Below are 21,682 nucleotides of genomic sequence, written 5' to 3'. Positions count from 1 at the left end.
AAGCAGCGGACTAGACGTCCGATTGCTCGGCTTCCTTGGATGCCAGCTCTTCATATACTTTCATGACGCGTTCCCATTCTTCGTCGTCCTCGATGTTGACGAGCACTTCATCCTCGCCGTCTTCCTCAATGCGGAAAATGACGCCCTCGTCTTCCGGATCGTTGCGGTCGAGCAGAACGGCATAGGCGCGGTCGCCGGTTTCGAACGTGTAGACGAGCACCATTTCGTGTTCAATGCCGTCTTCGTCGGTAACGACAAACACCGCTTCTTCGTCGTGCTCGTGGTTGCAGTTCTCGTCGTGGACATGATCGCTCATGGCGAACCTCCGTTCAATCGGTTAATATTGGGTTTCCCACGTATCGTACCATGTCCCCTACCCCGGGTCAAACGAAAGCGCCTCTCCGCGGTGCGGCGAGGCGCTGGCTGGTTTGCCTTATTTGATGATGATGCTTTTCTCCGACACGACTTGCATGGACGAATCTCCGACGGCCTTCATCCAACAGCGGACCACGTAACGTCCGGCGTATTTGAAATTGTAGGAGATGTCCTTGGTATTGAGGAGGAAGTCCTCCTTGTCGGACGGGAAATTGTCGTCTCCCGCATAACGCGCCTCGATCAGGGTCTCGTCCCCGTAAGGATCCGTGATCGTGAATTTCAGGCTCGAGATGTCCGTCTTCATGCTGTCGATCTGGGCGTGGACGTGGAATTTGTATCGGTCTTTGGGCACGCTTTGGAAGGCTTGGTTATCGTTCATCGTGAACATGTGCACGTTCGGTTTGCTGATGGTGACTTTCTTCTCGTCATTGTCCCAGGTCACGAAGGCTTGCAAAGACTTGGCCAGCGTTCCGACTGCCAAGTACGCCTTATTGTCGACCAGGATCCCGCCGTCGATCTCCTTCTTGTTCACCAGTACCCGGACATTTTGGGAAATCGACTCCGCGAAGGCAGCCGTGGCGAATAAGAGGGTAAGCACCATCGTCAACATCAATATTTTCCGAACTTTCATAACCTGCAACCTCCGTCGTCTCTCGCTTCATGTCTGCATAATGGTTATACCGCAGAGAGCGAGGAAAGTTGCGGGACCGGATGGGCGTTTCATAGAAAAATCCGGACATTCTTCATTTCTTGCCCGGAAGCGTCAACACGCAAGGCACGCCCGTTCCCACGGCCCCCGGCTGGCGCATGCGTTCCAAATAGGCCAACCCTCTCGTGCATGGCGTACGGCAAACGGCGCATACATCGGACATCACGATTTTCATTTGCGGCTGCACCCGGCCTTCCGGCACGGCCTTTTTCTTTTTCACGGCTTTCGACATCGGCTGTCACTCCCCGGATCATCACGATTCCCACCGTGACAGCATATGCGGCCCTAATCCGAAAGTTCCAGACGGCACCGTTCAGATTTCGTTCAGAAGTCACGCTTATAATGACTTTTGCGCCGAGGTAAATTATGGTACATTGTTTAGAGGCTGTCGAAAACGATAGAGGCGCAGCGAGATTGGAGGTCGCGGCTTGAAACTGCAGATGTTGGGAACCGGCAGTGCGTTCGCCAAAACTTTCTACAATAATAACGCCTTGCTGGAAGCCGGCGGCCGCACCTTGATGCTCGATTGCGGCATCACCGCCCCGCGGGCTCTGTACGAGCTCGGCAAAGGCTTCGACGAGATCGACGCGATTTTGATCTCGCATATCCACGCCGACCATGTGGGCGGACTGGAAGAATTCGCATTCCAGATGAAATTCATTTACCGGCGGAAGCCGGTTCTATACGCCGCGGATACGCTGCTCGTCCCTCTTTGGGAAAACTCCCTGAGGGGAGGGCTTGAGCAGGACGGCTGCCATACGCTGGAGGATTATTTCGAGGTGCGCCCTTTGACGGAGGGAGTCAAAACGGAACTGCTGCCGGGCATCGAAGCCGAATTGCTTCGGACGTCGCACATCCCGAACAAGCCGAGTTACTCGATCCTGTTCAACGACCGATTCTTCTACACGGCGGACATGACGTTCGACGGTGAGTTGCTGGAGCGGATGGTCAAGGAGCGCGGCGTTACGGCCATTTTCCACGACTGCCAGCTTCACCCTCCGGGCGTCGTCCACGCGGACCTCGCCCGGCTGCTTACGCTGCCGGAAGAGCTCCAGCGGATCATCTACCTCATGCATTACGGGGACGACCAACCCGATTTCGTCGGACGGACGGGCCGGATGAGATTCGTCGAACAGCATAAAATTTATGCCATCGAACACGGAACGGTAGTATCGGCGGCCGAAAACCGTTATGATGGGAAGGAATCCGTTCGAAAGGATGCCTAAACCTTGCTGACGACTTACATCATCTCTTTCATCCTGTTGGTCCTGATCACTTGGCTGTGCCTTTGGGTCACCAAGAAAGCCTATTCCAAAAAGTGGGACGAGGAATAAAGTTCCGCTTTCATACGCGAAGCTCCGGCGATGAGCCGGAGCTTCGTTCGTTCATTCTTCCTTTTCCTTCTCATAATCTTGCCAGAGAAACCGCCGGTCATATTCGGTCGTATCCCGCTGCACCAATCTGGCGACGCCGGCAATCACGACGCCGATCAGCGCGAACAATCCCGCCAGGCTGACGACCAGGTAAGCCGCATCATCCATTATCGCCGTTCCTCCCGACTGATTCCGTTGTTTCATGGATACGCCGGACCGCCGCAAATCATCACATAAAAATCCCGATTTACGGTTGACTTCGAGGAAGACAGTTGGTATGATAACAAATGTCTCTGACGCGGACATGATCTCATAGCTCAGCTGGGAGAGCACCATCTTGACAGGGTGGGGGTCGCAGGTTCGAACCCTGCTGAGATCACCATATTTTGTTCTTTACAATCGGGTTACGATCCGATATAATTATAACTTGTGTGAATGACTACGATCTCATAGCTCAGCTGGGAGAGCACCATCTTGACAGGGTGGGGGTCGCAGGTTCGAACCCTGCTGAGATCACCATACTTACACAACCAAGGAAGCCGTTACGGCTTCTTTTTTTGTTGTTTTCACGCCCCTTTCGCGAGGTGAAAAATTTCGAAGATCACGATGCAACCTTTTCCAATCCATGTGCGTCCATGACACCGACAGCGGTAAATCGCCGCACCCAATACCCAAGGAGGTCAATTACATGAATGGGATCAAACGCAGAACCGTCCTCATGCTGCTCGTCATCGCTTCCCTCGTCTTCTCCCTCGCCGGATCGGCTTACGCCTTCAGCGACACCCAGAAGGACAAGGAAAAAGCAGCCATCGAAAACTTGCAGAAGCAAGGCATTCTGAGCGGCACCGGCAAGGACAAATTTTCTCCTCAAGGCACGCTCACCGTGGGCAACGCGGTCGCGCTGATCGTGAAAGCGATGGATCTGAACATCGACGGACTTCGGTTCATTAAAGAACCGAAAGCCAGCGACTCGTTCACGAAAGTCAAAGACGACGCCTGGTATGCTCCTTCGTTCATCATCGCCTTCTACAACGGACTGGACATTCCGCAAGACATCGACCCGAACGCCAAGGCGACCCGCGAGCAATTCGCTTACTGGCTGTACAACGCATTGGCCAAAAAAGGCGAATACGCTTGGGTGAAAATGTACGTCACGATCCGCGACGAAAACCAAATCAACGCCGGTTACATGGACGCCATCCAAAAGCTGCTGATCGGTAAAATCGCGACACTCGACGCGAAAGGCAACTTTAGGCCGGAGCAAGCGGTCACGCGCAGCGAAGCGGCCGGCATGCTCTACCGTGCCCTTGAATTCGTCAAAAACACGCCGCCGATTGAGCCGGCCAACCCGGAAACCTCCGTCCTTTCGGACGTCAAGCTGACCTCGGAAAAGGTGAGCGACGATCTGCTGAAAGTCACCGTATCCGCTACCGTGCCCCATTTGGGATACGGGCTCGAAATCGCGGGCATCGCTTTCCACGGCAGCGAAGCGGTCGTCAGCTACCGTCCGATCCTGCCGGATCCGTCCGCCATGTACGGCCAGATGGTCAACACCGTGAAGGCGGTGACTTACGTCTCCTCGATGTATACGCCGAAGCTGGGCGATCAAGTGCCGGCGGAGTCCCGGAAACAGGAAACCGGCAATGGCACTCAAACCGTCCCCGTAGATAACGTTACGTCTCCCGTAAATACGAAACATCCGATCCGCAACCCGGACGGCTCCTCGGGCAGCTCCGGCGGCAGCGCCGGCGTACCGAGCGGTTACTAACTTTATGACAAAGCGGTGCCGACGAATCCGTCGGCACCGCTTTTTTTTTACTCCGGAATGCACCAATCGATTTCCGTCTGGCCCGTCGAGCGAAGAAACTCGTTGCTTCGGGAGAAAGGCTTGCTGCCGAAAAAACCGTTCCGCGCCGACAACGGGCTGGGATGTGCGGTCGCGATGACCAAGTGCCGTCGCTCGTCGATCATCGCCCTCTTCTCCTGCGCGTGACGGCCCCACAAAACGAAGACGAGCGGCTTTTCCCGCCGGCCCAACGATTCGATCACGGAATCCGTGAATTTCTCCCACCCCAGCTTGCGATGGGAATTCGGCTCGCTCTCGCGAACCGTCAGTACCGAGTTGAGCAGCAGTACGCCTTGCTCAGACCAAAACTCCAAATTCCCGTGAGCGGGGATCGCGCAGCCCAGATCGTCATGAAGCTCCCGATAGATGTTCTTCAAGGAAGGCGGAAGCTTGACGCCCCGCTTGACCGAAAAGCTGAGGCCGTGGGCTTGTCCCGCCCCGTGGTAGGGGTCCTGTCCGAGAATGACCACCTTCGTCCCCGCGTAAGAGGTATCCCGCAGAGCCCGGTAAATATCTTCTCGCGCAGGGAATACCGCTCCGTTCGCGTATTCCTCCCCCAGCTTCCTTTGCAGGTCCGCGAAATAAGGCTTTTCGAATTCCCCTCGCAGCACCTCTTCCCAATCGTTTTCGAACACGTCCGTCAGCCTCGTTTTCTCAAAATGTCGTCTCCGGCTCCTGAATGAAACCGATCCGGATGTCGTTCGCCAGCAGATCGCGAATATCGTCCACGATCTCCACCTCTTCGAGGGTTTTCCATAAAGGCGGCACGCCGAGCAGGCTTTGCGTCAACGGCTCGGTGAAGAATGCCTCCTCCTTGCCCGCGAAGTCGTCATAGCTTCGGAACAGGAACGGCTGTTTCCAGCCGATCGTGTATTCGAACGCGATTTCTTTGTCCGCATTGACGAACATCCGCATCAGCGTGCCGTATTGATGCTCGAATCTCATGACAAGCGTAATGCACCCTGCAAAATGCTGCTTGACTTCCGCCCGTTCCACGACGTGTTTCAGCGGCATGGACAACACGTCCGGCGAATCGGCGATTTCACGGAGCTCTTTCGCGAGTGCCGGTTCCTCGTTCAAGACGAGGACGAATGCCGCTCCGCGGATTTTGAAATCGAATCTCGTTTCCGAGTCTTGCTCGGGCACCTCGATCTGTTCCGGTACGGCACTTCCCGTATCCAACAGCATGCGCCGATAAAGACCGGTCAAATCCCGGAATACTTCTCGCGTCCGCTCTTCCACTTGCTTGACCAAACGTTCGTATTGCTCCCGGACGGCTAACGATTCCGCCAGTTCCATCGTGCATCGCCTCCCATCAACTGTAACCCAAGCCGGATGGAAGTCAATCGGAAAATGATGAAAAGAGCGCCATCGCTGGCGCCCTTTCTTTAATGGAATATGCCTTTGTTTTTGATCTCGATGTGTGGGTAAAGTTTCCTGACTCGCTGAAGCTGGGTAGAAGATATCGAACAGAAGACCTCGTCATCGCTGTCCCGGAAACGAATCTGCCGCATGTCCGCGTAAATGAAGGCGATCTTGTCCAGGTTTACGAGCGCGCCGCGGTCCAGCTCGACGAAGTTGCGGTCCTCCAGGAGGATCCGCCATTCTTCCAAAGCGGACTGCAATTGATAGAGACCGGATGCGCTGTAGAAATGGACGTCTTTCCCGAGAACCCTGAGAAAGTAGATGTCGTCTACGGAAAGAATGAATCTTTCGCCGCGGTCATGGCGGGTTCTTTTCCAAATGACAGGAATCTGGAAGGCTCCCATTCTCGATCATCCTACTTCAGTTCTTCAGGGGTCTCCGGGTTGCTCCACCAAAACTTGGCAACCGCGAACACGACTGCAAGGCTAGACATCACTTGAGAGAGAATTCTGACAGATTTCCGCATCTTTCTCACCTCTTTTCATTGTAACTAAAGTTAAAGATTGGCACAAGATGGATAATGAGACAATTGAATCCTGAAGCTGGGCGGTGAAGACGACAATTGCCACTGAAATCCATTTGAAAATGTGCCACTGTTTCTTAGATCGGATTTTTTGTCCGTTTCCTGTAGGGGAAAAGCAAAAATTTAGGAAAATTGATAAAATATTGATCGCCCAAAGGAACGTTTGAGAGAGTTGCGGCATGAGCAGGATCGCGGTCACGACCCCGACAGTGAAGAAGACGCACTGCATCCCCGTTTTCATATGCCAGCCCCCCGAGAAATAGCGGAGCGCTCCGATGACGGCCAACACCAGGTAAGCGTCCGCCGTTCTCGAGAAGATCAGCCCAACGATGCCGGTGCCGAACAGGATGAACAAAGTGCCTAAAATCAAGATGGCGGAAAATCTCAGCACGTCGACGGAGACTCTCTCGTCCCCCCCGTTGTTTCGGATCGCCACCGCCAACGAAGCGGCCCACCTCTCAATCATGGAGCCGCTCCCTCCTTTTCAGCAGATGGAAAATCGCGAAGGTGGACAGGATCAACGGCACGATCGCCAAAATGAACCATTGGAAATGCGTATACGTATAGAGCATGTAGGTGGCGGCCAGCGTCACGAAAGTGGCGACCACCATCAACGCCAAATACCGATTGATCCGATTCCACTTCAAATGGCTGCGCATGGAGGTCGGTACGAAGGTGTAGCCGATATAGCGCTTCTGCAAATACCACGCCAGCAGGAAATTGATAACCGCGAACGTGATTTGAACTTCATAGGTGGTCGTGCCGGTAATGGAGAAGTCCTTGCCTTCCGGGAAAAATCCGTTGATGACCCAGATGACGCCCCCCTGGATCGTGACGTAAGCGACCGTATAAGACAGTGCCATCAGGGCGGAATAGAAAAAGGCGATTTGGAACAGAAGCCACAGGAAGAGGATCAGCACGACCAATTGAACGATCGGCGCATAGCTTACTTGGTATTTCAGAGACAAAGCGTGCGAGAGGAACGAGCACGCTACGGAGGCGAAAATGATCTGCGGGATGTAGTATCTCAATTGAAAGCGGAATAAGGAAAGCAGGCCGCACAAAATGCCTACGTATTCCACGATGCTGATGAAAAGAAAATCCATATGCTCCAACCGTTCTCCCGCCCTTCCATCTTATCCTTCCAAGCCTTCGAAGAAATCGTAGTTTTGCAGCATCCGGTCGATCGTATCTCGAATAAGTAATAGGAGCCACCCTGCGGCCCATTTCTTCAAATTCAACCAAATTCCCCCTATATGTATGGCCCCACGACAATTTTACCAATAATCCGGTAACTCGTTAAGCATAAATGACAAAAAAGCCCCCTTCGCCGTGTCTGATCTTCGTCAGAACCGGCAAAGGGGACCGTTCATTTCGTCGTGGTGCCGAGGACGGGGGTCGAACCCGTACGGTGGTCACCCACCGCAGGATTTTAAGTCCTGTGCGTCTGCCAATTCCGCCACCCCGGCAAGGGAACAAAAACTAATATAGCACGCGGAGCCGAACTTTGGCAACTGCCAACCGAACGCCCGCCTTTCAACAAAAAAACCGCCTTCTGCGGTTTTCGTCCTGCAAACCTATGAGTTCGCGTTTGTGTTTCTTGGTGGTGGGCCCTGAGGGACTCGAACCCCCGACCAATCGGTTATGAGCCGACAGCTCTAACCAACTGAGCTAAGGGCCCTCGTCTCGGTCCCGAGAAAAGGTTGGTTGCGGGGGCAGGATTTGAACCTGCGGCCTTCGGGTTATGAGCCCGACGAGCTACCGGACTGCTCCACCCCGCGTCATTGACCTGCAATGTCCTTTAACAGCGACAAAATTTAGTATACAGCAAAGACAAGCCCCGCGTCAAGGATTTTCGGGCGGTTTCTCCCCGGAAACAGTTTCGTCTTTCTTCTGTGATTGAGCCGCGTCCGCCATCGCCATTTCGGCCAATTTCTGAAGCATGATGTGCTGAGGCATATGCATGAGATGCTCCAGAGGAACATTCATGAACGCCGCCAGCTTTACTGCGGTATCCGCGGATATCGGCATTCGTTTCAACTTTCTCGCCTCCCTCAGGCGCCGGGCGCCGATACCAGCTTACCATATCGCCGCCTGCTCCGCCAAGGAGGCGTAAACGCCTCCGTTCCCGCGCCCGTGGTCACGGAATATAGCGCACGCCATACCGCCCTTTGCGCGAGCGGAACACTTCGATTTCCCTCGGCATGTCGATGCCGAACATCCACCCGTCGTGTTCCATCCGCCTCACCAGGCAGCCTGCCTGAAACTTGCTCTCGTAAAGCCGCAGCCAATAGACCCAATTCATCGTTATCCATCCTCCGGAACTTGGCGTTCATACCTGTAGAATACGCCTGGAGGAAGATTTTGAAACGGATGCAGGCCATGAAATCATAAAAGCCGCGCCGCCGGGAAAGATGCTCCCTGCGCGGCGCGGCTATTCGGATCACTTCGCGGGCACCGCTTCGGCGCTGGCGGAATCCAAAGGTTTCACGACTCCGCCGCCTCCGTACACGTCGTCGAAGATGCCGTCGATCGGACCGTTCGGATTCGTTTTGATTTTTTGCAGCAGATCGTTGCCTTTCGTGTCCAGATACTCCAGCGCCTCTTTAACCGAACGCTGTCCTTGGAACACGGACATATACGCCTGGTTGACCAGTTGCTGCATCATGTTCAGGTTCGGTTTTTCCTGGAGCAGACGCTGTTCCGCGGGCGAACTGCCCGGCATTTGCGCGGGCTTCATTTCCGTGAACGCCTTTACGTTGTAGTTCATGCCTTCCCGGACTTTGATGAAGTCCGTGCGTGCCGGCATTTCGTAGGTGCTGCGGGATTTGAGCTTCGCCCATTCCTCGCCGTTCATGAATTTCACGAATTCCCAAGCGTCATCCTGGTTTTGGGCCTTCACGTTAATGCCGGCGAGCGAGCTGAGGTTCGTAGGCGCGCCGACGCCCGGGACGGAAGAATGGAACGGAACGGATACGACGTCCCAATCCAGCTTTTGGATTTTGAGCTTGTCGGCGTTGTCGTTCATTTGCTGGATGTCGTTGATCATGCCGTATTCGCCGATCGTCATGGCCACCCGTCCGTTCATGAACAGGCGTCCTTGATACGGGTTATACTGCTGGGGTTTGCCGTCCGTCGGCATGTCGACGTTCATGTCTTCCTGGTGCGGCACGACGTGCGCTTTGTACAGGTCATAAACGGTCTGCCAAAGGTTCTGCCATTGCGGCGTGTTCACCGTCATTTTCTCCGCTTTGTCGTCGTACAATTTCAGCTGCAGCGGAGCGGCGAAGTTCTGGATGTCGTAGTAGTTTTCGCCGGAGCCTCCCCATTGGCTGAAGGAGAATCCGAACACGGCGTCTTTGCCGGTGCCTTTGGTCATCTGCTTCGCCAGCGTAAACACGTCGTCCCAGCTCATGCCGTCGCGCGGAGGGGTAACTCCCGCTTGCTGGAACAGCTTCTTATTATAGTAGAGAGCGAAGGGCATGAAGGTCGGGGTCAACGCGTAAATGTTGTTGTTGCCCTGTTCCCGGATCCCGTCGATGACGGTCGGCACGAACGCGTTCACGTCGATTTTGTCTTCCTTAAGCATCGGATCGAGCTGTTTCAAAAGATTCTCGTTAACCAGCGAGCTAAGCAGCGAATAATCGAAAATCATGACGTCGACCGGTTGGGACCCGGTCATGATTTCCTTGACTTTGCCGAGCGTGTCGGGCTGCTTGTAGTTTCCGTTTTCGTCCATGTTGTCGAACTGCTGCTGGGACCAATCGACGGCCGGAACGATTTCGATATCGATGCCGGGATGGGAAAATTCGAACAAGTCCGTGAATTGCTGGCGGAAATAAGATTCGTCTTGCTTGCTGCCGTACATCGTGCCGATGCGGAGCGTGCGGCGGTTAGCCGGGTCGTTCAGGTCCTTGGACTGGCTGCAGGCGGCGAGCACGGGAATGAATAAGCTCAGCGCCAGGCCGATCAGCGTCCAGCGGCGGACGCGGCTTGCTTTCTTTTTCATGCGGTTTCTTCCCCCTCCATTTGTTTCGGTGCGCGGATGACGATTTTATCGCCGTCGATTTCCATGCTCGCCTTGTCTCCGATCGCTAACGCCTGCAAATACTCTTTGGGCACCTGCAGGCGGCCGACGCGGTCGACGACGACGAACGCTTCGTGCACTTCGCCCAGCGGCTGCCCGCCGATCGTCGGGGCGGACAGGTCCAGGTTCGGATTTCGTTTGATGAACTCGGTGCTGGTGAGGCCGTCGCGGATGGCGACGACGCGGTCGACTTTGCCGGCGAGCGACAGGTCATGGGTGACGATGACGATCGTAACGCCGAGCTCGCGGTTAAACCGCCGGAAAATGTCCATGATGATGTCCGATGTCCGGGTATCGACCGAACCCGTCGGTTCGTCGGCAAGCAGCAACTGGGGCTTGTTGGCCAGCGAAATCGCGATCGCGACCCGCTGCTGTTCGCCTCCGGAAAGCTGCTGCAGCTTGTTGTGCATGCGGTCCTTCAGCCCGACCCACTCCAGCAGCTGCTTCGCGTAAGCGCGGTCGAGCTTGCCGGAGAACATCATCGGCATTTCGACGTTTTCCAGCGCGGATAAGAACGGCAGCAGGTTGCGCGCGTTATTCTGCCAGATGAAGCCGACCGTCTCTCTCTTGTATTTCACGAGGTCGTCGTCGCTCGCCTTCAGCAAATTCCACGGGCCGACGGTCACTTGCCCCGCCGACGGACGGTCCAGGCCGCCGAGGATGTTCAGCAGCGTCGATTTCCCGCTTCCGCTGTTGCCGATGATGGCCATCATTTCCCCTTGCTTCACCGTCAGGTTGAGGCCTTGGAGCGCGACCACCTCGAGATCTTCGGCTTTGTAGATTTTGACGAGTCCTTCGCATTGGATCACGGATTATCGCTCCTCTCCCAGCTTCACGGCCTGGTGGACGCGCAAGCGGCGGATATGGGTGATCAGCAGGCCGGCTCCGATCAGCAGCATCGCGGCCACGACGACGGACAACCGCATCGTATCGACCGACGAGAACACGACGTGGAACGGCGGGACCTGCTGCGCCGAATTGTCGGTCGTCTGCAAGAACGGCAGGAACAGCAGGCTCGTCACCTTGCCGATTCCGACGCCGAGCGCGATCGACAGCCCCGCGGTGAAAATCTGCTCGAGGAGCAGCATCCCCGTTAACTGCTTCCGGGAAAGTCCCATGGCGCGAAGGATGCCGATCTGCACGATCCGGGACGACAGGTTGAAAAACCAGTAAAGGACGTAGCCGGACAGCGACACGATGACGGTTACGAGGAAGCCGAGGCTCAAAATGCCGAACACGCCGCCGCGGGCAGGATGCTTGCTCTGCGTGACCAGTTCGCTGCGCATGTCGTCTACTTGGGCCAGCTCGACCCCCTTGCCCTGAAGCACCGGGATGATCGGCGCCACCTTGGCGTCAGGTTCCATTTTGAGCCAGACGTCGTACGGGATGAGCGGAGCCTGATCGTAGATATAATCGAGATTGGCGACGAGGAACGGCGCCTGATCCGGGAACTCGCTCGGCCAGTAAGGGACGATGCCGATGATCACGAATTCGATCACCTGGTCCTGCAGCACCGCTTGGACGGTGTCACCTTGCTTCAAATCGAATTTCTTGGCGACGTTCGAGGAGATGAGCGCTCCTTCGGGCACTTGGCCCATCCATGCCAAGTAGCGGTAAGGGCTCGTCGGGTACATGTCTTTGCGGAACCAGGCGACCCGCGCGAAGTCGACGTTGTCGATCCCCATCACGATGCCTTGGCCCGCCGTTTTGCCCGACACCGTCAGGCTCGACGTCGCTTGGAGCACCCGCGCGGCGTGCTGGACGCCGGGCAGCGTGCGGAAAATCTCGAAGGGCGGCTCGCTGTAATTGATCCGCGAAGGCGCCGGCCGGCTGGGCTGGCCGCCTCCTCCGTTTCCGCCGCCGTTGCCGCCTCCATTGCCGCCTCCATTCCCGCCGCTTCCGCCGCCGTTATTACCGCCGCCCTGTTGCCCTTGGGGCGGTTGCTGCACTTCGGCTTGCCCTTCCCATACGGTTTTGACGACGACGTCGGAGCCGTATTTGTACATGATCCGCTCTTCCGAGTTGAGGCCGATCGTCCGGGCCGCCGAAGAGTTGTAGACGCCCAGGCCGAGCGTCAGGATCAGCAAAATCATGAGCGGGTAATAGGATTTGGCCGATCGGGACAGCTGCGTGATCGTCAGGTACAGCGGCACCGGAAGCAGCCTTTTCCAGATCAAGTTGATCAGTTTGAGCAGCAGCGGGAACAACCGGAGAAACACGAGTCCCCCTGCGAAGATGCTCAACGCCGGCACGAAAAACAGGAAAGGCTGAACGTTCAACTGGTCCGTCGTCATGCCGGTCTTGAAAGAGACCATCTGCCGCTCGTTGAACAAGTACCATCCGTAAGCGGCCACTCCGACAAGCCCCACGTCGAGGAACCATTTCTGCCAGAACGGCGTCTGCGCCGTCCGGGCGACTTTGTGTTTATAGTCGACGATCGACGTGCGGGTGAAGACGAGCGCCGGAATCACCGCGGCGAGAATGGCGACGACGACCGCCGCGAGTCCCGCCAGGGCGCCGTCCGTCGAGAAGCCGACGGGAATGGCTTTACGGTTGACGAACTCCAGGAAGCCGTTCGCCGAACCGATGCTCTTGGCCATGAACCAGCCGAGGAACGGACCGGTCACGAGAGCCGCGGCCCCGAGAATGACCCCTTCAAGCAGGAACAGCAGGAAGATTTGCCGGGTGCTCGCGCCGCGGCTGCGAAGGACGGCGATGTCGGATCGCTGCTTCTCCAGCGCCTGCCTGGAGTTCATCGTGATGAAGTAGAACACCATGGCGATCATCGGCGCGGCGAGCGTAAACAAGAGCGTCTGCAGCTGGATGCTGCTTCTGCGGAATTCACCGAGCATATCGGCGAACGAAATCTCGAGCCGCGTGTCGTTCGACCGCTTGTAAACCTCGATGTCGATGCGGCTGAGCGTGCCGGCCAGCGGCGAAAGCCGGCTCGTTTTGATCTCGCGCAAATCGTATGCCGTGTACCACTTGACCGTCTGCAGCGGGATGCCCCGCTTCTGCGCCAGATCCTGCAGCAGCGCGGGCTCCGCGATGAACAGGTTGTTCATCAGGGAGTCGAGACCCTGATACCAATAAGGGCTTGCCGCATTCGTCGGCTTGAACGACCCGACGATCTGTACGCGCACCGTCTCGTTCGAACCGCCGTACATCGGATAGAGCAGCACGTCCCCGACGTGGAGGTCGTTGCGGAACAGCGCTTCCTCCATCATGACCGCCTTCACCGTGCCGTCGGCGTCCGGATGGTCCGGATACCAAGCGCCGCCGACTTGCTCTACCTGCGCCTGCAGGCCGGAGAAAGCGGCCAGCGTCATTTTGCGCGTTCGGCTGGCGTCCACTTTGGTCGGATCCTCCGGCACGACTTCCGTGCTCCGCAGCGTCGCGCTGCGCTGGGAGGCTTCCGCAGGGAATCCGATATCTTCGGGCACATCGGTCCGGATGTACTTGTCGACGTTATCGAACGAGGGCCAATCCGTCTTGCCGCCGGTCGACTGGTACGTGATGAGCAGGGCGCCCGCCGGCAGCCCTTCGCTGTTGTCCTTGAGCGATTGCGCGACGACCCGTTTCAAGGCGCCGTCAGCGTAGATCGGAATGCTGGTCGTGAAGGCGACCGCCACGAGCAGCCCCGCCAGCGTGCTGAGCGTCAGCCAGCGGGTGTTCCACATTTTGCGGAAAAGAAACCGGATCAGCGCGTTCATGGATTATCGACCAACCACTTTCTGTCCCGGCGTCAGCCCTTGGAGGATTTCGGCGTCCGTCGACGTCTGCTGCCCCACCTCCACGTCGACTTCCCTCTTCGATCCGTCGGCTTCGGCGACTTGCACGTAAGTGCGTCCGCCGATCGTCCGGAGCGCGGCGAGCGGGATGACGACCGCATCCTTCCGGCGGTCGAGGATGATGGAGACGGACAGCGGCGTGCCGCGTTCCACCGTGTTCGGCAGCTTCGGCACGTCGACCAGCAGGTACTGGTCCAGCCGGAGCGGCGGCGTGCCGCCTCCGTTGCCGTTGCCGTTTCCGTTGCCGTTCGAGTTCTGGTCGGCGACGGGAAGCTGTTTGATTTTGCCTTGCAGCTGTCCGACGTTGCCGATGTCGACCTGGGCTTCCATGCCGAGCGCGACCTTCTGGAGATCGTCCTTCGACAGCGTCGCCGCGACGGTCAGTTTGCTCGGGTCCGCGATGACGCAAATCGGATCGTACGCTTTTATAGAAGCGCCTTCCTGTACGGAGACGGATACGACCGTTCCGTCGAAATCGGCGGTCAGCGTCGCTTTGGCGATGTCCGCTTCCAGATCGGAAAGCTGCTGCCGCTGCTCTTCGAAGCCGAGCATTTGCTGCTCGAAATCGACCGGATCCATTTCGTCTTTCTTGCGGAGCAGGTCCTTGATCTCAAGCTCCTGCTTCTTGATCGCGAGCTGCTGCGTCCGCAGCGATTTGCGCATGTCCTCGACGTCCAGCTCGGCGATCGGCTGACCCGCCTTCACTTTGTCGCCGGTCTGTATGTACAGCTTCTTCAGACGTTTGCCGTCCAACGTAAAATAGAGCGTTTTTTCTTTCGTCGACAGTACCCTGCCGGAACCCGACACTTTCGTCTCCAGCGTTTTGGTCGTCACTTCGTATTCCGGCTTCTTCGAGATTTGGGGAAGCTGGATCGCCGACAAATCCTCCTCCTGCGGCTCGCTGGGAAGAAGTCCGCAGCCGGCTACGGCAACGGACAGCACCGCCGCGGCGAGCACCCCGGCCGTCCGGCGTCCCGCCGAACCTTTCCCGGCCGTTTCAGCCGTTTCGGGCGAATACGCCGTCCACCATTTCATAAACATGGTCCGCTACCTCCATAATCGTTGGATCGTGTGTGGTCATGCAGATCGTCACGTTCTCCCGGGCGACGATTTCCCGGAACACGTTCATGATCTGCGCCGCCATCTGGCTGTCCAATTCGGCCGTCGGCTCATCCGCCAGCAGCAGGCTGGGCCGGTGCGCGATCGCCTTGGCGATCGCGACCCTCTGCTGCTCGCCGCCGGACAGCTCGAACGGACGATGGTGCATCCGTTTGCCGAGGCCGACGAGCTCCATGCAGGACGTGACCCTGGCTTTCCATTCCGACCGGGGCACGCCTGCCATCCTGAGCGACAGCTCGACATTCTCGTAAGCGGACAACAGCGGCAATAAGGCATAAGCTTGGAAAATGAATCCGATATCGCGCCTGCGGACCTCCGTCCGCCGGTCGTCATTCCACTCGTGAAACGGGCGTCCGCGAAAATGGATCGTTCCCTCGGTCGGGGTATCGAGTCCCCCCATGAGGTTCATCAGCGTCGTTTTGCCGGAACCCGAACGTCCCCGGAGCATGATGAGCTGCTTCGGATACAGATCCAGGTTGATCCCTTTCAACACCCGCAGCTTCGCTCCCCCGACGTCGAAGGACCGCTCCACGCCGCGTACCGACAGCAGCGGTTCTTCCGTTGCCGCCACGCTTTCCGGAGCGGGGTTCGTTTGCGTCCCCTCGGCCCGGTCCGCTTCGGGCGCCGGCCGGCGCCTGAGCCAAGCAAGCATGGCTTTTCCTCCCTTTCTTGGCATTCAACATTATAACGAGGCATCCGGAGGAAAAGTTACGGGTTTTATTAAAGCTTTATCATTTTTTTAACCGTCCGTCTGACAAAATTCGGCCCGCCCGTGAATTCCTCTTTATAAGAAGCGCGTTTTTTGTGTATGATTAGGAGATAAATATGAAACGCGAGGCAGGTTGAACGATATGGAAACGAAGTCGTCCTCATCCAATTTCATTAAAAACGTCGTAGTCGAAGATCTCGCCGCCGGCCGGGTGAAGGAAGTCGTCACCCGCTTCCCTCCGGAGCCGAACGGCTATCTGCATATCGGGCATGCCAAATCGATCTGCATCAATTTCGAGCTGGCCGACGAATTCAAAGGACGCACGAACCTGCGGTTCGACGACACGAACCCCGTCAAGGAAGACACGGAGTACGTCGAATCGATCAAACAGGACGTCAAATGGCTCGGCTTCGAGTGGGACGGCCTATTCTTCGCGTCCGACTATTTCGGGGAAATGTACGAGCGCGCCCTTCTGCTCATCCGGAAGGGTTTGGCGTTCGTCGACGACCAGACGGCGGACCAAATCCGCGAAACGCGCGGCACGCTGACGGAGCCGGGTCGAGAAAGCCCGTTCCGCAACCGCTCCGTTGAGGAAAATCTCGATCTCTTCAACCGCATGAAAGCGGGAGAATTCAAAGACGGGGAGAAAGTGCTTCGGGCCAAAATCGACATGGCTTCCCCGAACATCAACCTGCGCGACCCGGTGATTTACCGAATCCTGCACGCCCATCACCACAACACGGGGGACCGGTGGTGCATCTACCCGATGTACGCGTTCGCCCATCCGATCGAGGATGCGATCGAAGGCGTCACCCATTCGATCTGCACGCTGGAATTCGAGGACCAACGTCCTTTCTACGACTGGGTCGTCCGGGAGTGCGAGATGCCTTACGTGCCCCGTCAATATGAATTCGCGAGGCTGAATCTCTCGAATACGGTCATGAGCAAGAGAAAGCTCAAACAGCTCGTAGACGAGAAAGCCGTCGACGGCTGGGACGATCCCCGCATGCCGACGATTTCCGGCCTCCGCCGCAAAGGCTACACGCCGGAAGCGATCCGCGCGTTCTGCCGCGAGCTCGGCGTGAATAAAGGCTACGGGGTCGTGGATGAGCGCATGCTGGAGCACTTCATCCGCGAGGACTTGAAGCTGAAGGCGCTCCGCACGATGGCGGTGCTCGATCCGCTCAAGCTCGTCATCACCAACTATCCCGAAGGGCAGACGGAGTGGCTGGAAGCCGAAAACAACTCGGAAAATCCGGAAATGGGCCATCGCCAAATCCCGTTCTCCCGCGAAATCTACATCGAGCGGGACGACTTCATGGAGAATCCGCCGGCCAAGTATTTCCGTCTGTTCCCCGGCAACGAAGTCCGTCTGAAGCATGCGTATTTCGTCAAATGCGAGGAAGTCGTCAAAGACGCCGGCGGCAACGTGGTGGAAATCCGCTGCACCTACGACCCCGAGACGAAGAGCGGCAGCGGCTTCACCGGACGCAAGGTCAAGGGAACTATTCACTGGGTCGACGCTTCCCAAGCCGTCCCGGCCGAGTACCGGCTCTACGAGCCGCTGATTCTGGACGATTCCGAGGATGAAGACAAGCCTTTCCTGGAAAACCTAAACCCGAACTCGCTTACCGTCGCGCACGGATTCGTGGAACCCGGCATGAAGGAAGCGGCCGGCGGCGAGAAATTCCAGTTCTTCCGCCACGGGTACTTCAACGTCGACCCGAAAGATTCCGCGCCGGACCGCATCGTGTTCAACCGGATCGTTTCGCTCAAGAGCTCTTTCGAAATCTGACCGCCGCCAGGCGCTTCCGCTCCCGCCCCGCAACCTTGCGGACGGCGGGAGCGTCTATTTAACCGCGAATGAATCCGAACGGAGGATGGACGATGAAACGGACAGGATGGATCGGCATATTGACGGTAATGGCGCTGCTGGCCGGCAGCTGCGGGATGAAAACGCCCGCGTCGCCTCCGCCGGTGCAGGAAACCTCTTCCAACACGGCTGGCTCCACTCAGCCCCCGTCGGTTCCGGCTTCACCGCCCGGCTCGCCGTCACCTTCCCAGCCTCAGTACTCACCTTCCGCTTCCCCTTCACCTTCTCCTTCGGAGAAAGATCCGGTCGCGGAAAAGCTGGCCTCTATGTCGCTGGAGGAGAAAGTCGGCCAGATGGTACTGGCCGGCGTGGAAGGAACGGTGCTTGACGCGGTGGCGGCCAAGATGATCGCGCGGGATCATGTCGGCGGGATCATCTTGTTCAAAAACAACCTTTCCGGAGGCATCGGCTCCTCCGTGAAACTGCTGAACGCGCTCAAAAAAGCGAACCGCGGCAATCCCGCTCCGCTCTTCCTCAGCGTGGACCAGGAAGGAGGCCGGGTCAGCCGCCTGCCGCCATCGTTCGAACCGATGCCGGCGAACGCGGTCGTCGGCCGTACCGGCGATCCGAAGCTGGCGAAAAGGATGGGTTCCCTAATCGCGCGGCAGCTCAAGCTGCTCGGTTTTAACGTCGACTTCGCCCCCGTGCTCGACGTCAACAGCAATCCGAAAAACCCCGTCATCGGCGACCGTTCTTTCGGAAATACCGCCGCACTGGTTTCCCGGATGGGGACGGCTGAAATGGAAGGTATTCGCGGAGACGGCGTCATCCCGGTCGTGAAGCATTTTCCGGGTCACGGCGATACGGCGGTCGATTCGCATCTGGACCTTCCAGTCGTTCGGAAAACGGCCGCTGAGGTGGCCAAGATGGAGTGGATCCCGTTCCAGAAAGCCATCCATGACGGCGCGGATGCGGTGATGGTCGCGCATATCCTGTTTCCTCGCATTGACCCCGATGCTCCCGCTTCCCTCTCCAAAGTGATCATCGGGCAGCAATTGCGCGGAAAGCTGGGATTCGACGGCGTTGTCATTACGGACGACCTGACGATGGGAGCGATCGCCAAGCATTACGGCATCGCGGAGGCCGCGCTGAAATCGGTGGAAGCCGGCAGCGATATCCTGCTCGTCGCTCATGGTTACGACACGGAACACGGCGTTTACGAAGCGCTGCTGAAAGCCGTACGGGACGGCCGTATCACCGAAGACCGCATCAACCGGAGCGTCGAGCGCATCCTGAAGCTTAAGCGGAAGTACGCTTTGTCCGACGGCGCCGTGGCCGTGCCGAAAACAAGCGACTTGCCCAATTCGGCCATCCGGCAATGGCTCGCCGATGTGAACGCCGCAACGAAAGCAAAGAAATAGATCCAACACGCAGAATAGAAAGAGCCTGTTCTCCATCGGAGAACAGGCTCTTTTCGGGTTGAGCGCCGAATTACTTCTTGCTGATATAAGCGTTCGCCGAACGCAGACGTTCTTTCATCAACCGTTCCTGCTCCAGCGTATTCGCGAGATCCGTCTTGATCCGCATCGAGCAGGCGTTGCACAAGTGTCCCGCACGGATCGGAGCTTGGCACAGGTCGCATTGGTCCGTTAAGTTCGGATACTGTTGCAGCCGGATTTTCCCCGCGCGGATCCAGGAGCGGATCTTCTCCTGCGGGACGCCGGCGGCGTCGGAGAGCGATTCGTTATCGTACTGGCGGTTTCGAAGCAAAGCCCGTTCCGCCGACTCGAACTGTCGGTCCTCTTCCGCTTGGCAGGCGGCGCACAGGTTGCGCAGGTTTTTCTGATACACCTTGCCGCAGGAAGGACAATGAGCGATGTTCAATAGGTCTATGGACATGGGCGCAACCCTCATTTCGGCTGGTTCTATTGATTTAATTCTAGCACGAAAGTCTGGGAGTTTTCACCACAAAAATCGAAATTACGACAAAAAATGATCCCTAAGACTCAAAAACCCGTCCGCCGGGGACAGGTCCGATCCTCATCGAGCGATCATGCGATAAACAGCAAGTTTTCGAACATCGTAAGCAGTCGGACCTTCATGCCCGCAAGCTGCTCCAACACGGCTCGATCCGGCTCGCCGGCGTTCCCTCTGCGTTTGATCTTCTCGCACGTTCGCTCCATTTTCGCAATTTCTTCCCGGTAGGTCCGGTTCCTGTCGTATGTTTGGACCCGTTCGAGCAGGCCGCCGACGTCCGTCATCATTTGTTCGAACACATGGTTCATTTGCTTCTCCCTCTCTCTATCTCTCTTTTTCATTTGCTATAGGCATACTTGGATCATGATATGCTCGTCCGCTGTCATTCATTACCCCCGGATTCCTTTCTGAAAACGAAAAAAGCACCGGAACCCGTTGAGGTTCCGGTGCAGAGATGCCATTTTACGCCCAAACGTTCACGCGCCAAACGACTTCGGATCGCTTCGCCAAGCTTGGAGCAGGGCGACGTCTTTCTCCTGGATCGTGCCCTTCGCCAAAGCCGTTTCGATCAGCGCGGTGTAGTTCGAGAGCGTACGGAGCGGAATGTTTTCAGCCTGGAAAGCTTCAGCCGCGTTCGCGAACTGGTAGGTGAAGATCGCCGCGACGCCCAGCACCTCGCAGCCGGCATCGCGAACGGCGACGGCCGCCTTCAGCGAACTGCCGCCCGTGGAAATCAGATCCTCGATCAGGACGACCTTCTGTCCGGGCGTAAAATGCCCTTCGATCTGGTTCGTTTTGCCGTGGCCTTTGGCTTTGTCCCGCACGTACAGCATGGGAAGGTTCAGCTTCTGCGCGACCCAAGCCGCGTGGGGGATGCCGCCCGTGGCGATGCCGGCGACCGCCTCGCAAGCCGGGAATTCGCTGCGGATGACGGCCGCGAATCCTTCCGCGATGAGATCGCGTACGGCGGGAAAGCTCATCGTCAACCGGTTGTCGCAGTAAATCGGCGATTTGATGCCCGACGTCCAGGTGAACGGTTCGTTCGGTCTCAGGCTGACGGCCCCGATGTCCAGCAATCCGGCCGCGATATTGCCGGCCAATTGCTCCAGGTTGGCGTTGCTCGAACTCATGCTCCGGTCATCTCCTTCAAAATGGTTTCTAGCGCTTGAGAGGGGCTCGAGGCACCGGTGATCGGCCTTCCGATGACAAGGTAATCGGTGCCCATCGCCACGGCATCCGCCGGTGTCGTCACGCGCGTCTGGTCGCCGATTTCGGCGCCCTTCGGGCGGATCCCCGGCGTCACGGTGACGAAATCGGTGCCGCACGCCCGTTTCACCGCGCCGACTTCAAGCGGCGAGGCGACGACTCCCTGCAGTCCGGCCTCCCGGGCCAGACGGGCATAACGGACGACGGCTTCCTCTACGGTGCTCGGGATTCCGATTTCGTCCCTCAGCACCGTTTCGCTCGTGCTGGTCAGCTGCGTCACCGCAATGACTATCGGCGTTTGCCCCGCATCGCCCGCTTCCAAGGCTTCCCTCACTCCGTCCATCGCGGCGCTCATCATGGCCTTTCCACCCGCCGCATGTACGTTGAACAGGTCGACGCCCAATCTGGCGATGCTCCGCGCGCCGCCTCGCACCGTGTTGGGGATGTCGTGCATTTTCAGGTCCAGGAAAACCCGGAACCCCCGGGATTTCAGCTCCCGGACGACCGCCGGCCCTGCCGCGTAGAACAGCTCCATGCCGACCTTCATCCAGCAACCCGCGCCTTGCAGCTCGGAAGCGAGCCTCAGCGCGGCATCGGCATCGGGCTTGTCCAGCGCCACCATGACTTTGGCCGCCGCTTGGCTTTGCGTTAATCCGGACATTGTTGCCAACCCCCCTTCATTCATCGTTCTCTTGCCATATAGAAGCCCGATCCTTCGTCGCCTTAGAG

General features: G+C 57.5%; 24 protein-coding genes and 5 tRNA genes. 6 read left to right on the top strand and 23 right to left on the bottom strand.

Annotated elements, in window-relative coordinates:
* Positions 1 to 10: 10 nt before the first annotated feature.
* From EAV92_RS04245 to EAV92_RS04235, 3 genes are all read right to left on the bottom strand, one after another.
* Complete coding sequence (locus EAV92_RS04245; RefSeq protein WP_123039906.1) at positions 11 to 316, bottom strand: DUF1292 domain-containing protein; 306 nt, start codon at positions 314 to 316, stop codon at positions 11 to 13.
* 117 nt (positions 317 to 433) lie between these two features.
* Positions 434 to 1,006, bottom strand: a complete 573-nt coding sequence (locus EAV92_RS04240; RefSeq protein WP_123039905.1) for a stalk domain-containing protein — start codon at positions 1,004 to 1,006, stop codon at positions 434 to 436.
* Positions 1,007 to 1,118: 112 nt separating this feature from the next.
* Entirely contained in the window at positions 1,119 to 1,316 is a 198-nt protein-coding gene (locus EAV92_RS04235; RefSeq protein WP_123039904.1) for a hypothetical protein, read from the bottom strand.
* A gap of 196 nt (positions 1,317 to 1,512) precedes the next feature.
* On the opposite strand from EAV92_RS04235, the gene EAV92_RS04230 reads away from it, so the two are divergent.
* Positions 1,513 to 2,310: an MBL fold metallo-hydrolase gene (locus EAV92_RS04230; RefSeq protein ID WP_241158437.1), complete on the top strand. Its 798-nt coding sequence runs from the start codon at positions 1,513 to 1,515 to the stop codon at positions 2,308 to 2,310.
* Between the two features lie 159 nt (positions 2,311 to 2,469).
* On the opposite strand, the gene EAV92_RS24400 is transcribed toward EAV92_RS04230, so the two are convergent.
* A complete protein-coding gene (locus EAV92_RS24400) occupies positions 2,470 to 2,625 on the bottom strand; it encodes a hypothetical protein (protein WP_164472628.1) in 156 nt (51 codons plus the stop codon).
* Positions 2,626 to 2,763: 138 nt separating this feature from the next.
* Here EAV92_RS24400 and EAV92_RS04225 point away from each other — a divergent pair.
* From EAV92_RS04225 to EAV92_RS04215, 3 genes are all read left to right on the top strand, one after another.
* A tRNA-Val gene (locus tag EAV92_RS04225) sits at positions 2,764 to 2,839 on the top strand.
* Between the two features lie 61 nt (positions 2,840 to 2,900).
* Positions 2,901 to 2,976 (top strand) — tRNA-Val (locus tag EAV92_RS04220).
* A 169-nt stretch (positions 2,977 to 3,145) separates the two neighbouring features.
* Positions 3,146 to 4,225 (top strand): S-layer homology domain-containing protein, encoded by a 1,080-nt coding sequence (locus tag EAV92_RS04215; RefSeq protein WP_164472627.1) that lies wholly within the window; start codon positions 3,146 to 3,148, stop codon positions 4,223 to 4,225.
* Positions 4,226 to 4,272: 47 nt separating this feature from the next.
* Here the strand turns inward: EAV92_RS04215 and EAV92_RS04210 are convergent, their stop codons facing one another.
* The 15 genes from EAV92_RS04210 to EAV92_RS04145 all read right to left on the bottom strand — a co-directional run bounded on the left by EAV92_RS04210 (position 4,273) and on the right by EAV92_RS04145 (position 15,900).
* Positions 4,273 to 4,947, bottom strand: coding sequence for a uracil-DNA glycosylase (locus EAV92_RS04210; protein ID WP_123039902.1), 675 nt, complete (start codon positions 4,945 to 4,947; stop codon positions 4,273 to 4,275).
* A 10-nt stretch (positions 4,948 to 4,957) separates the two neighbouring features.
* Positions 4,958 to 5,602: a hypothetical protein gene (locus EAV92_RS04205; RefSeq protein ID WP_123039901.1), complete on the bottom strand. Its 645-nt coding sequence runs from the start codon at positions 5,600 to 5,602 to the stop codon at positions 4,958 to 4,960.
* An 89-nt stretch (positions 5,603 to 5,691) separates the two neighbouring features.
* Entirely contained in the window at positions 5,692 to 6,072 is a 381-nt protein-coding gene (locus EAV92_RS04200) for a LytTR family DNA-binding domain-containing protein (protein WP_123039900.1), read from the bottom strand.
* An 81-nt stretch (positions 6,073 to 6,153) separates the two neighbouring features.
* Positions 6,154 to 6,717, bottom strand: coding sequence for an accessory gene regulator ArgB-like protein (locus EAV92_RS04195; RefSeq protein ID WP_123039899.1), 564 nt, complete (start codon positions 6,715 to 6,717; stop codon positions 6,154 to 6,156).
* The gene (locus EAV92_RS04190) at positions 6,710 to 7,357 is read right to left on the bottom strand and encodes a hypothetical protein (RefSeq protein WP_123039898.1); all 648 of its coding nucleotides are present in this window, start codon (positions 7,355 to 7,357) and stop codon (positions 6,710 to 6,712) included. The genes EAV92_RS04195 and EAV92_RS04190 overlap by 8 nt, the downstream gene beginning before the upstream one ends.
* Positions 7,358 to 7,631: 274 nt before the next feature.
* Positions 7,632 to 7,720: transfer RNA gene (locus EAV92_RS04185), tRNA-Leu, on the bottom strand.
* 135 nt (positions 7,721 to 7,855) lie between these two features.
* Positions 7,856 to 7,932, bottom strand: a tRNA-Ile gene (locus EAV92_RS04180).
* A 23-nt stretch (positions 7,933 to 7,955) separates the two neighbouring features.
* Positions 7,956 to 8,032, bottom strand: a tRNA-Met gene (locus tag EAV92_RS04175).
* 64 nt (positions 8,033 to 8,096) lie between these two features.
* On the bottom strand, positions 8,097 to 8,291 hold the full coding sequence (locus EAV92_RS04170; RefSeq protein ID WP_123039897.1) for a YycC family protein: 195 nt from the start codon (positions 8,289 to 8,291) through the stop codon (positions 8,097 to 8,099).
* Positions 8,292 to 8,391: 100 nt separating this feature from the next.
* Positions 8,392 to 8,556, bottom strand: coding sequence for a hypothetical protein (locus tag EAV92_RS24395; protein WP_164472626.1), 165 nt, complete (start codon positions 8,554 to 8,556; stop codon positions 8,392 to 8,394).
* A 138-nt stretch (positions 8,557 to 8,694) separates the two neighbouring features.
* Positions 8,695 to 10,260 carry an ABC transporter substrate-binding protein gene (locus EAV92_RS04165; RefSeq protein ID WP_123039896.1) on the bottom strand — a complete coding sequence of 522 codons (1,566 nt, stop codon included), beginning with the start codon at positions 10,258 to 10,260 and terminating at the stop codon, positions 8,695 to 8,697.
* The gene (locus EAV92_RS04160; protein ID WP_123039895.1) at positions 10,257 to 11,147 is read right to left on the bottom strand and encodes an ABC transporter ATP-binding protein; all 891 of its coding nucleotides are present in this window, start codon (positions 11,145 to 11,147) and stop codon (positions 10,257 to 10,259) included. Before EAV92_RS04160 ends, EAV92_RS04165 begins: the two co-directional genes overlap by 4 nt.
* A gap of 3 nt (positions 11,148 to 11,150) precedes the next feature.
* Positions 11,151 to 14,051 (bottom strand): ABC transporter permease, encoded by a 2,901-nt coding sequence (locus EAV92_RS04155; protein ID WP_123039894.1) that lies wholly within the window; start codon positions 14,049 to 14,051, stop codon positions 11,151 to 11,153.
* Positions 14,052 to 14,054: 3 nt separating this feature from the next.
* Positions 14,055 to 15,170, bottom strand: coding sequence for an efflux RND transporter periplasmic adaptor subunit (locus EAV92_RS04150; RefSeq protein WP_241158436.1), 1,116 nt, complete (start codon positions 15,168 to 15,170; stop codon positions 14,055 to 14,057).
* Positions 15,127 to 15,900, bottom strand: coding sequence for an ABC transporter ATP-binding protein (locus EAV92_RS04145; protein ID WP_123039893.1), 774 nt, complete (start codon positions 15,898 to 15,900; stop codon positions 15,127 to 15,129). Before EAV92_RS04145 ends, EAV92_RS04150 begins: the two co-directional genes overlap by 44 nt.
* 199 nt (positions 15,901 to 16,099) lie before the next feature.
* Here EAV92_RS04145 and EAV92_RS04140 point away from each other — a divergent pair, with 199 nt between their 5' ends.
* Complete coding sequence (locus tag EAV92_RS04140; protein WP_123039892.1) at positions 16,100 to 17,752, top strand: glutamine--tRNA ligase/YqeY domain fusion protein; 1,653 nt, start codon at positions 16,100 to 16,102, stop codon at positions 17,750 to 17,752.
* A 92-nt stretch (positions 17,753 to 17,844) separates the two neighbouring features.
* Complete coding sequence (gene nagZ / locus EAV92_RS04135; protein WP_123039891.1) at positions 17,845 to 19,191, top strand: beta-N-acetylhexosaminidase; 1,347 nt, start codon at positions 17,845 to 17,847, stop codon at positions 19,189 to 19,191.
* Between the two features lie 70 nt (positions 19,192 to 19,261).
* Here nagZ and EAV92_RS04130 read toward each other — a convergent pair whose 3' ends face one another.
* The 4 genes from EAV92_RS04130 to pyrF all read right to left on the bottom strand — a co-directional run bounded on the left by EAV92_RS04130 (position 19,262) and on the right by pyrF (position 21,614).
* Positions 19,262 to 19,669, bottom strand: coding sequence for a hypothetical protein (locus EAV92_RS04130; RefSeq protein WP_241158435.1), 408 nt, complete (start codon positions 19,667 to 19,669; stop codon positions 19,262 to 19,264).
* Between the two features lie 152 nt (positions 19,670 to 19,821).
* On the bottom strand, positions 19,822 to 20,055 hold the full coding sequence (locus EAV92_RS04125) for a hypothetical protein (RefSeq protein WP_123039890.1): 234 nt from the start codon (positions 20,053 to 20,055) through the stop codon (positions 19,822 to 19,824).
* Between the two features lie 168 nt (positions 20,056 to 20,223).
* Positions 20,224 to 20,877: an orotate phosphoribosyltransferase gene (gene pyrE / locus EAV92_RS04120; protein ID WP_123039889.1), complete on the bottom strand. Its 654-nt coding sequence runs from the start codon at positions 20,875 to 20,877 to the stop codon at positions 20,224 to 20,226.
* Positions 20,874 to 21,614: an orotidine-5'-phosphate decarboxylase gene (gene pyrF / locus EAV92_RS04115; protein WP_123039888.1), complete on the bottom strand. Its 741-nt coding sequence runs from the start codon at positions 21,612 to 21,614 to the stop codon at positions 20,874 to 20,876. Before pyrF ends, pyrE begins: the two co-directional genes overlap by 4 nt.
* Positions 21,615 to 21,682: the final 68 nt, after the last annotated feature.

It is taken from the genome of Cohnella candidum (assembly GCF_003713065.1).
In the GTDB taxonomy this organism is placed as follows: Bacteria; Bacillota; Bacilli; order Paenibacillales; family Paenibacillaceae; genus Cohnella; species Cohnella candidum.
The sequence above is the reverse complement of the archived record's forward strand: the minus strand, read 5'-3'. Positions and strand labels throughout refer to the sequence as shown.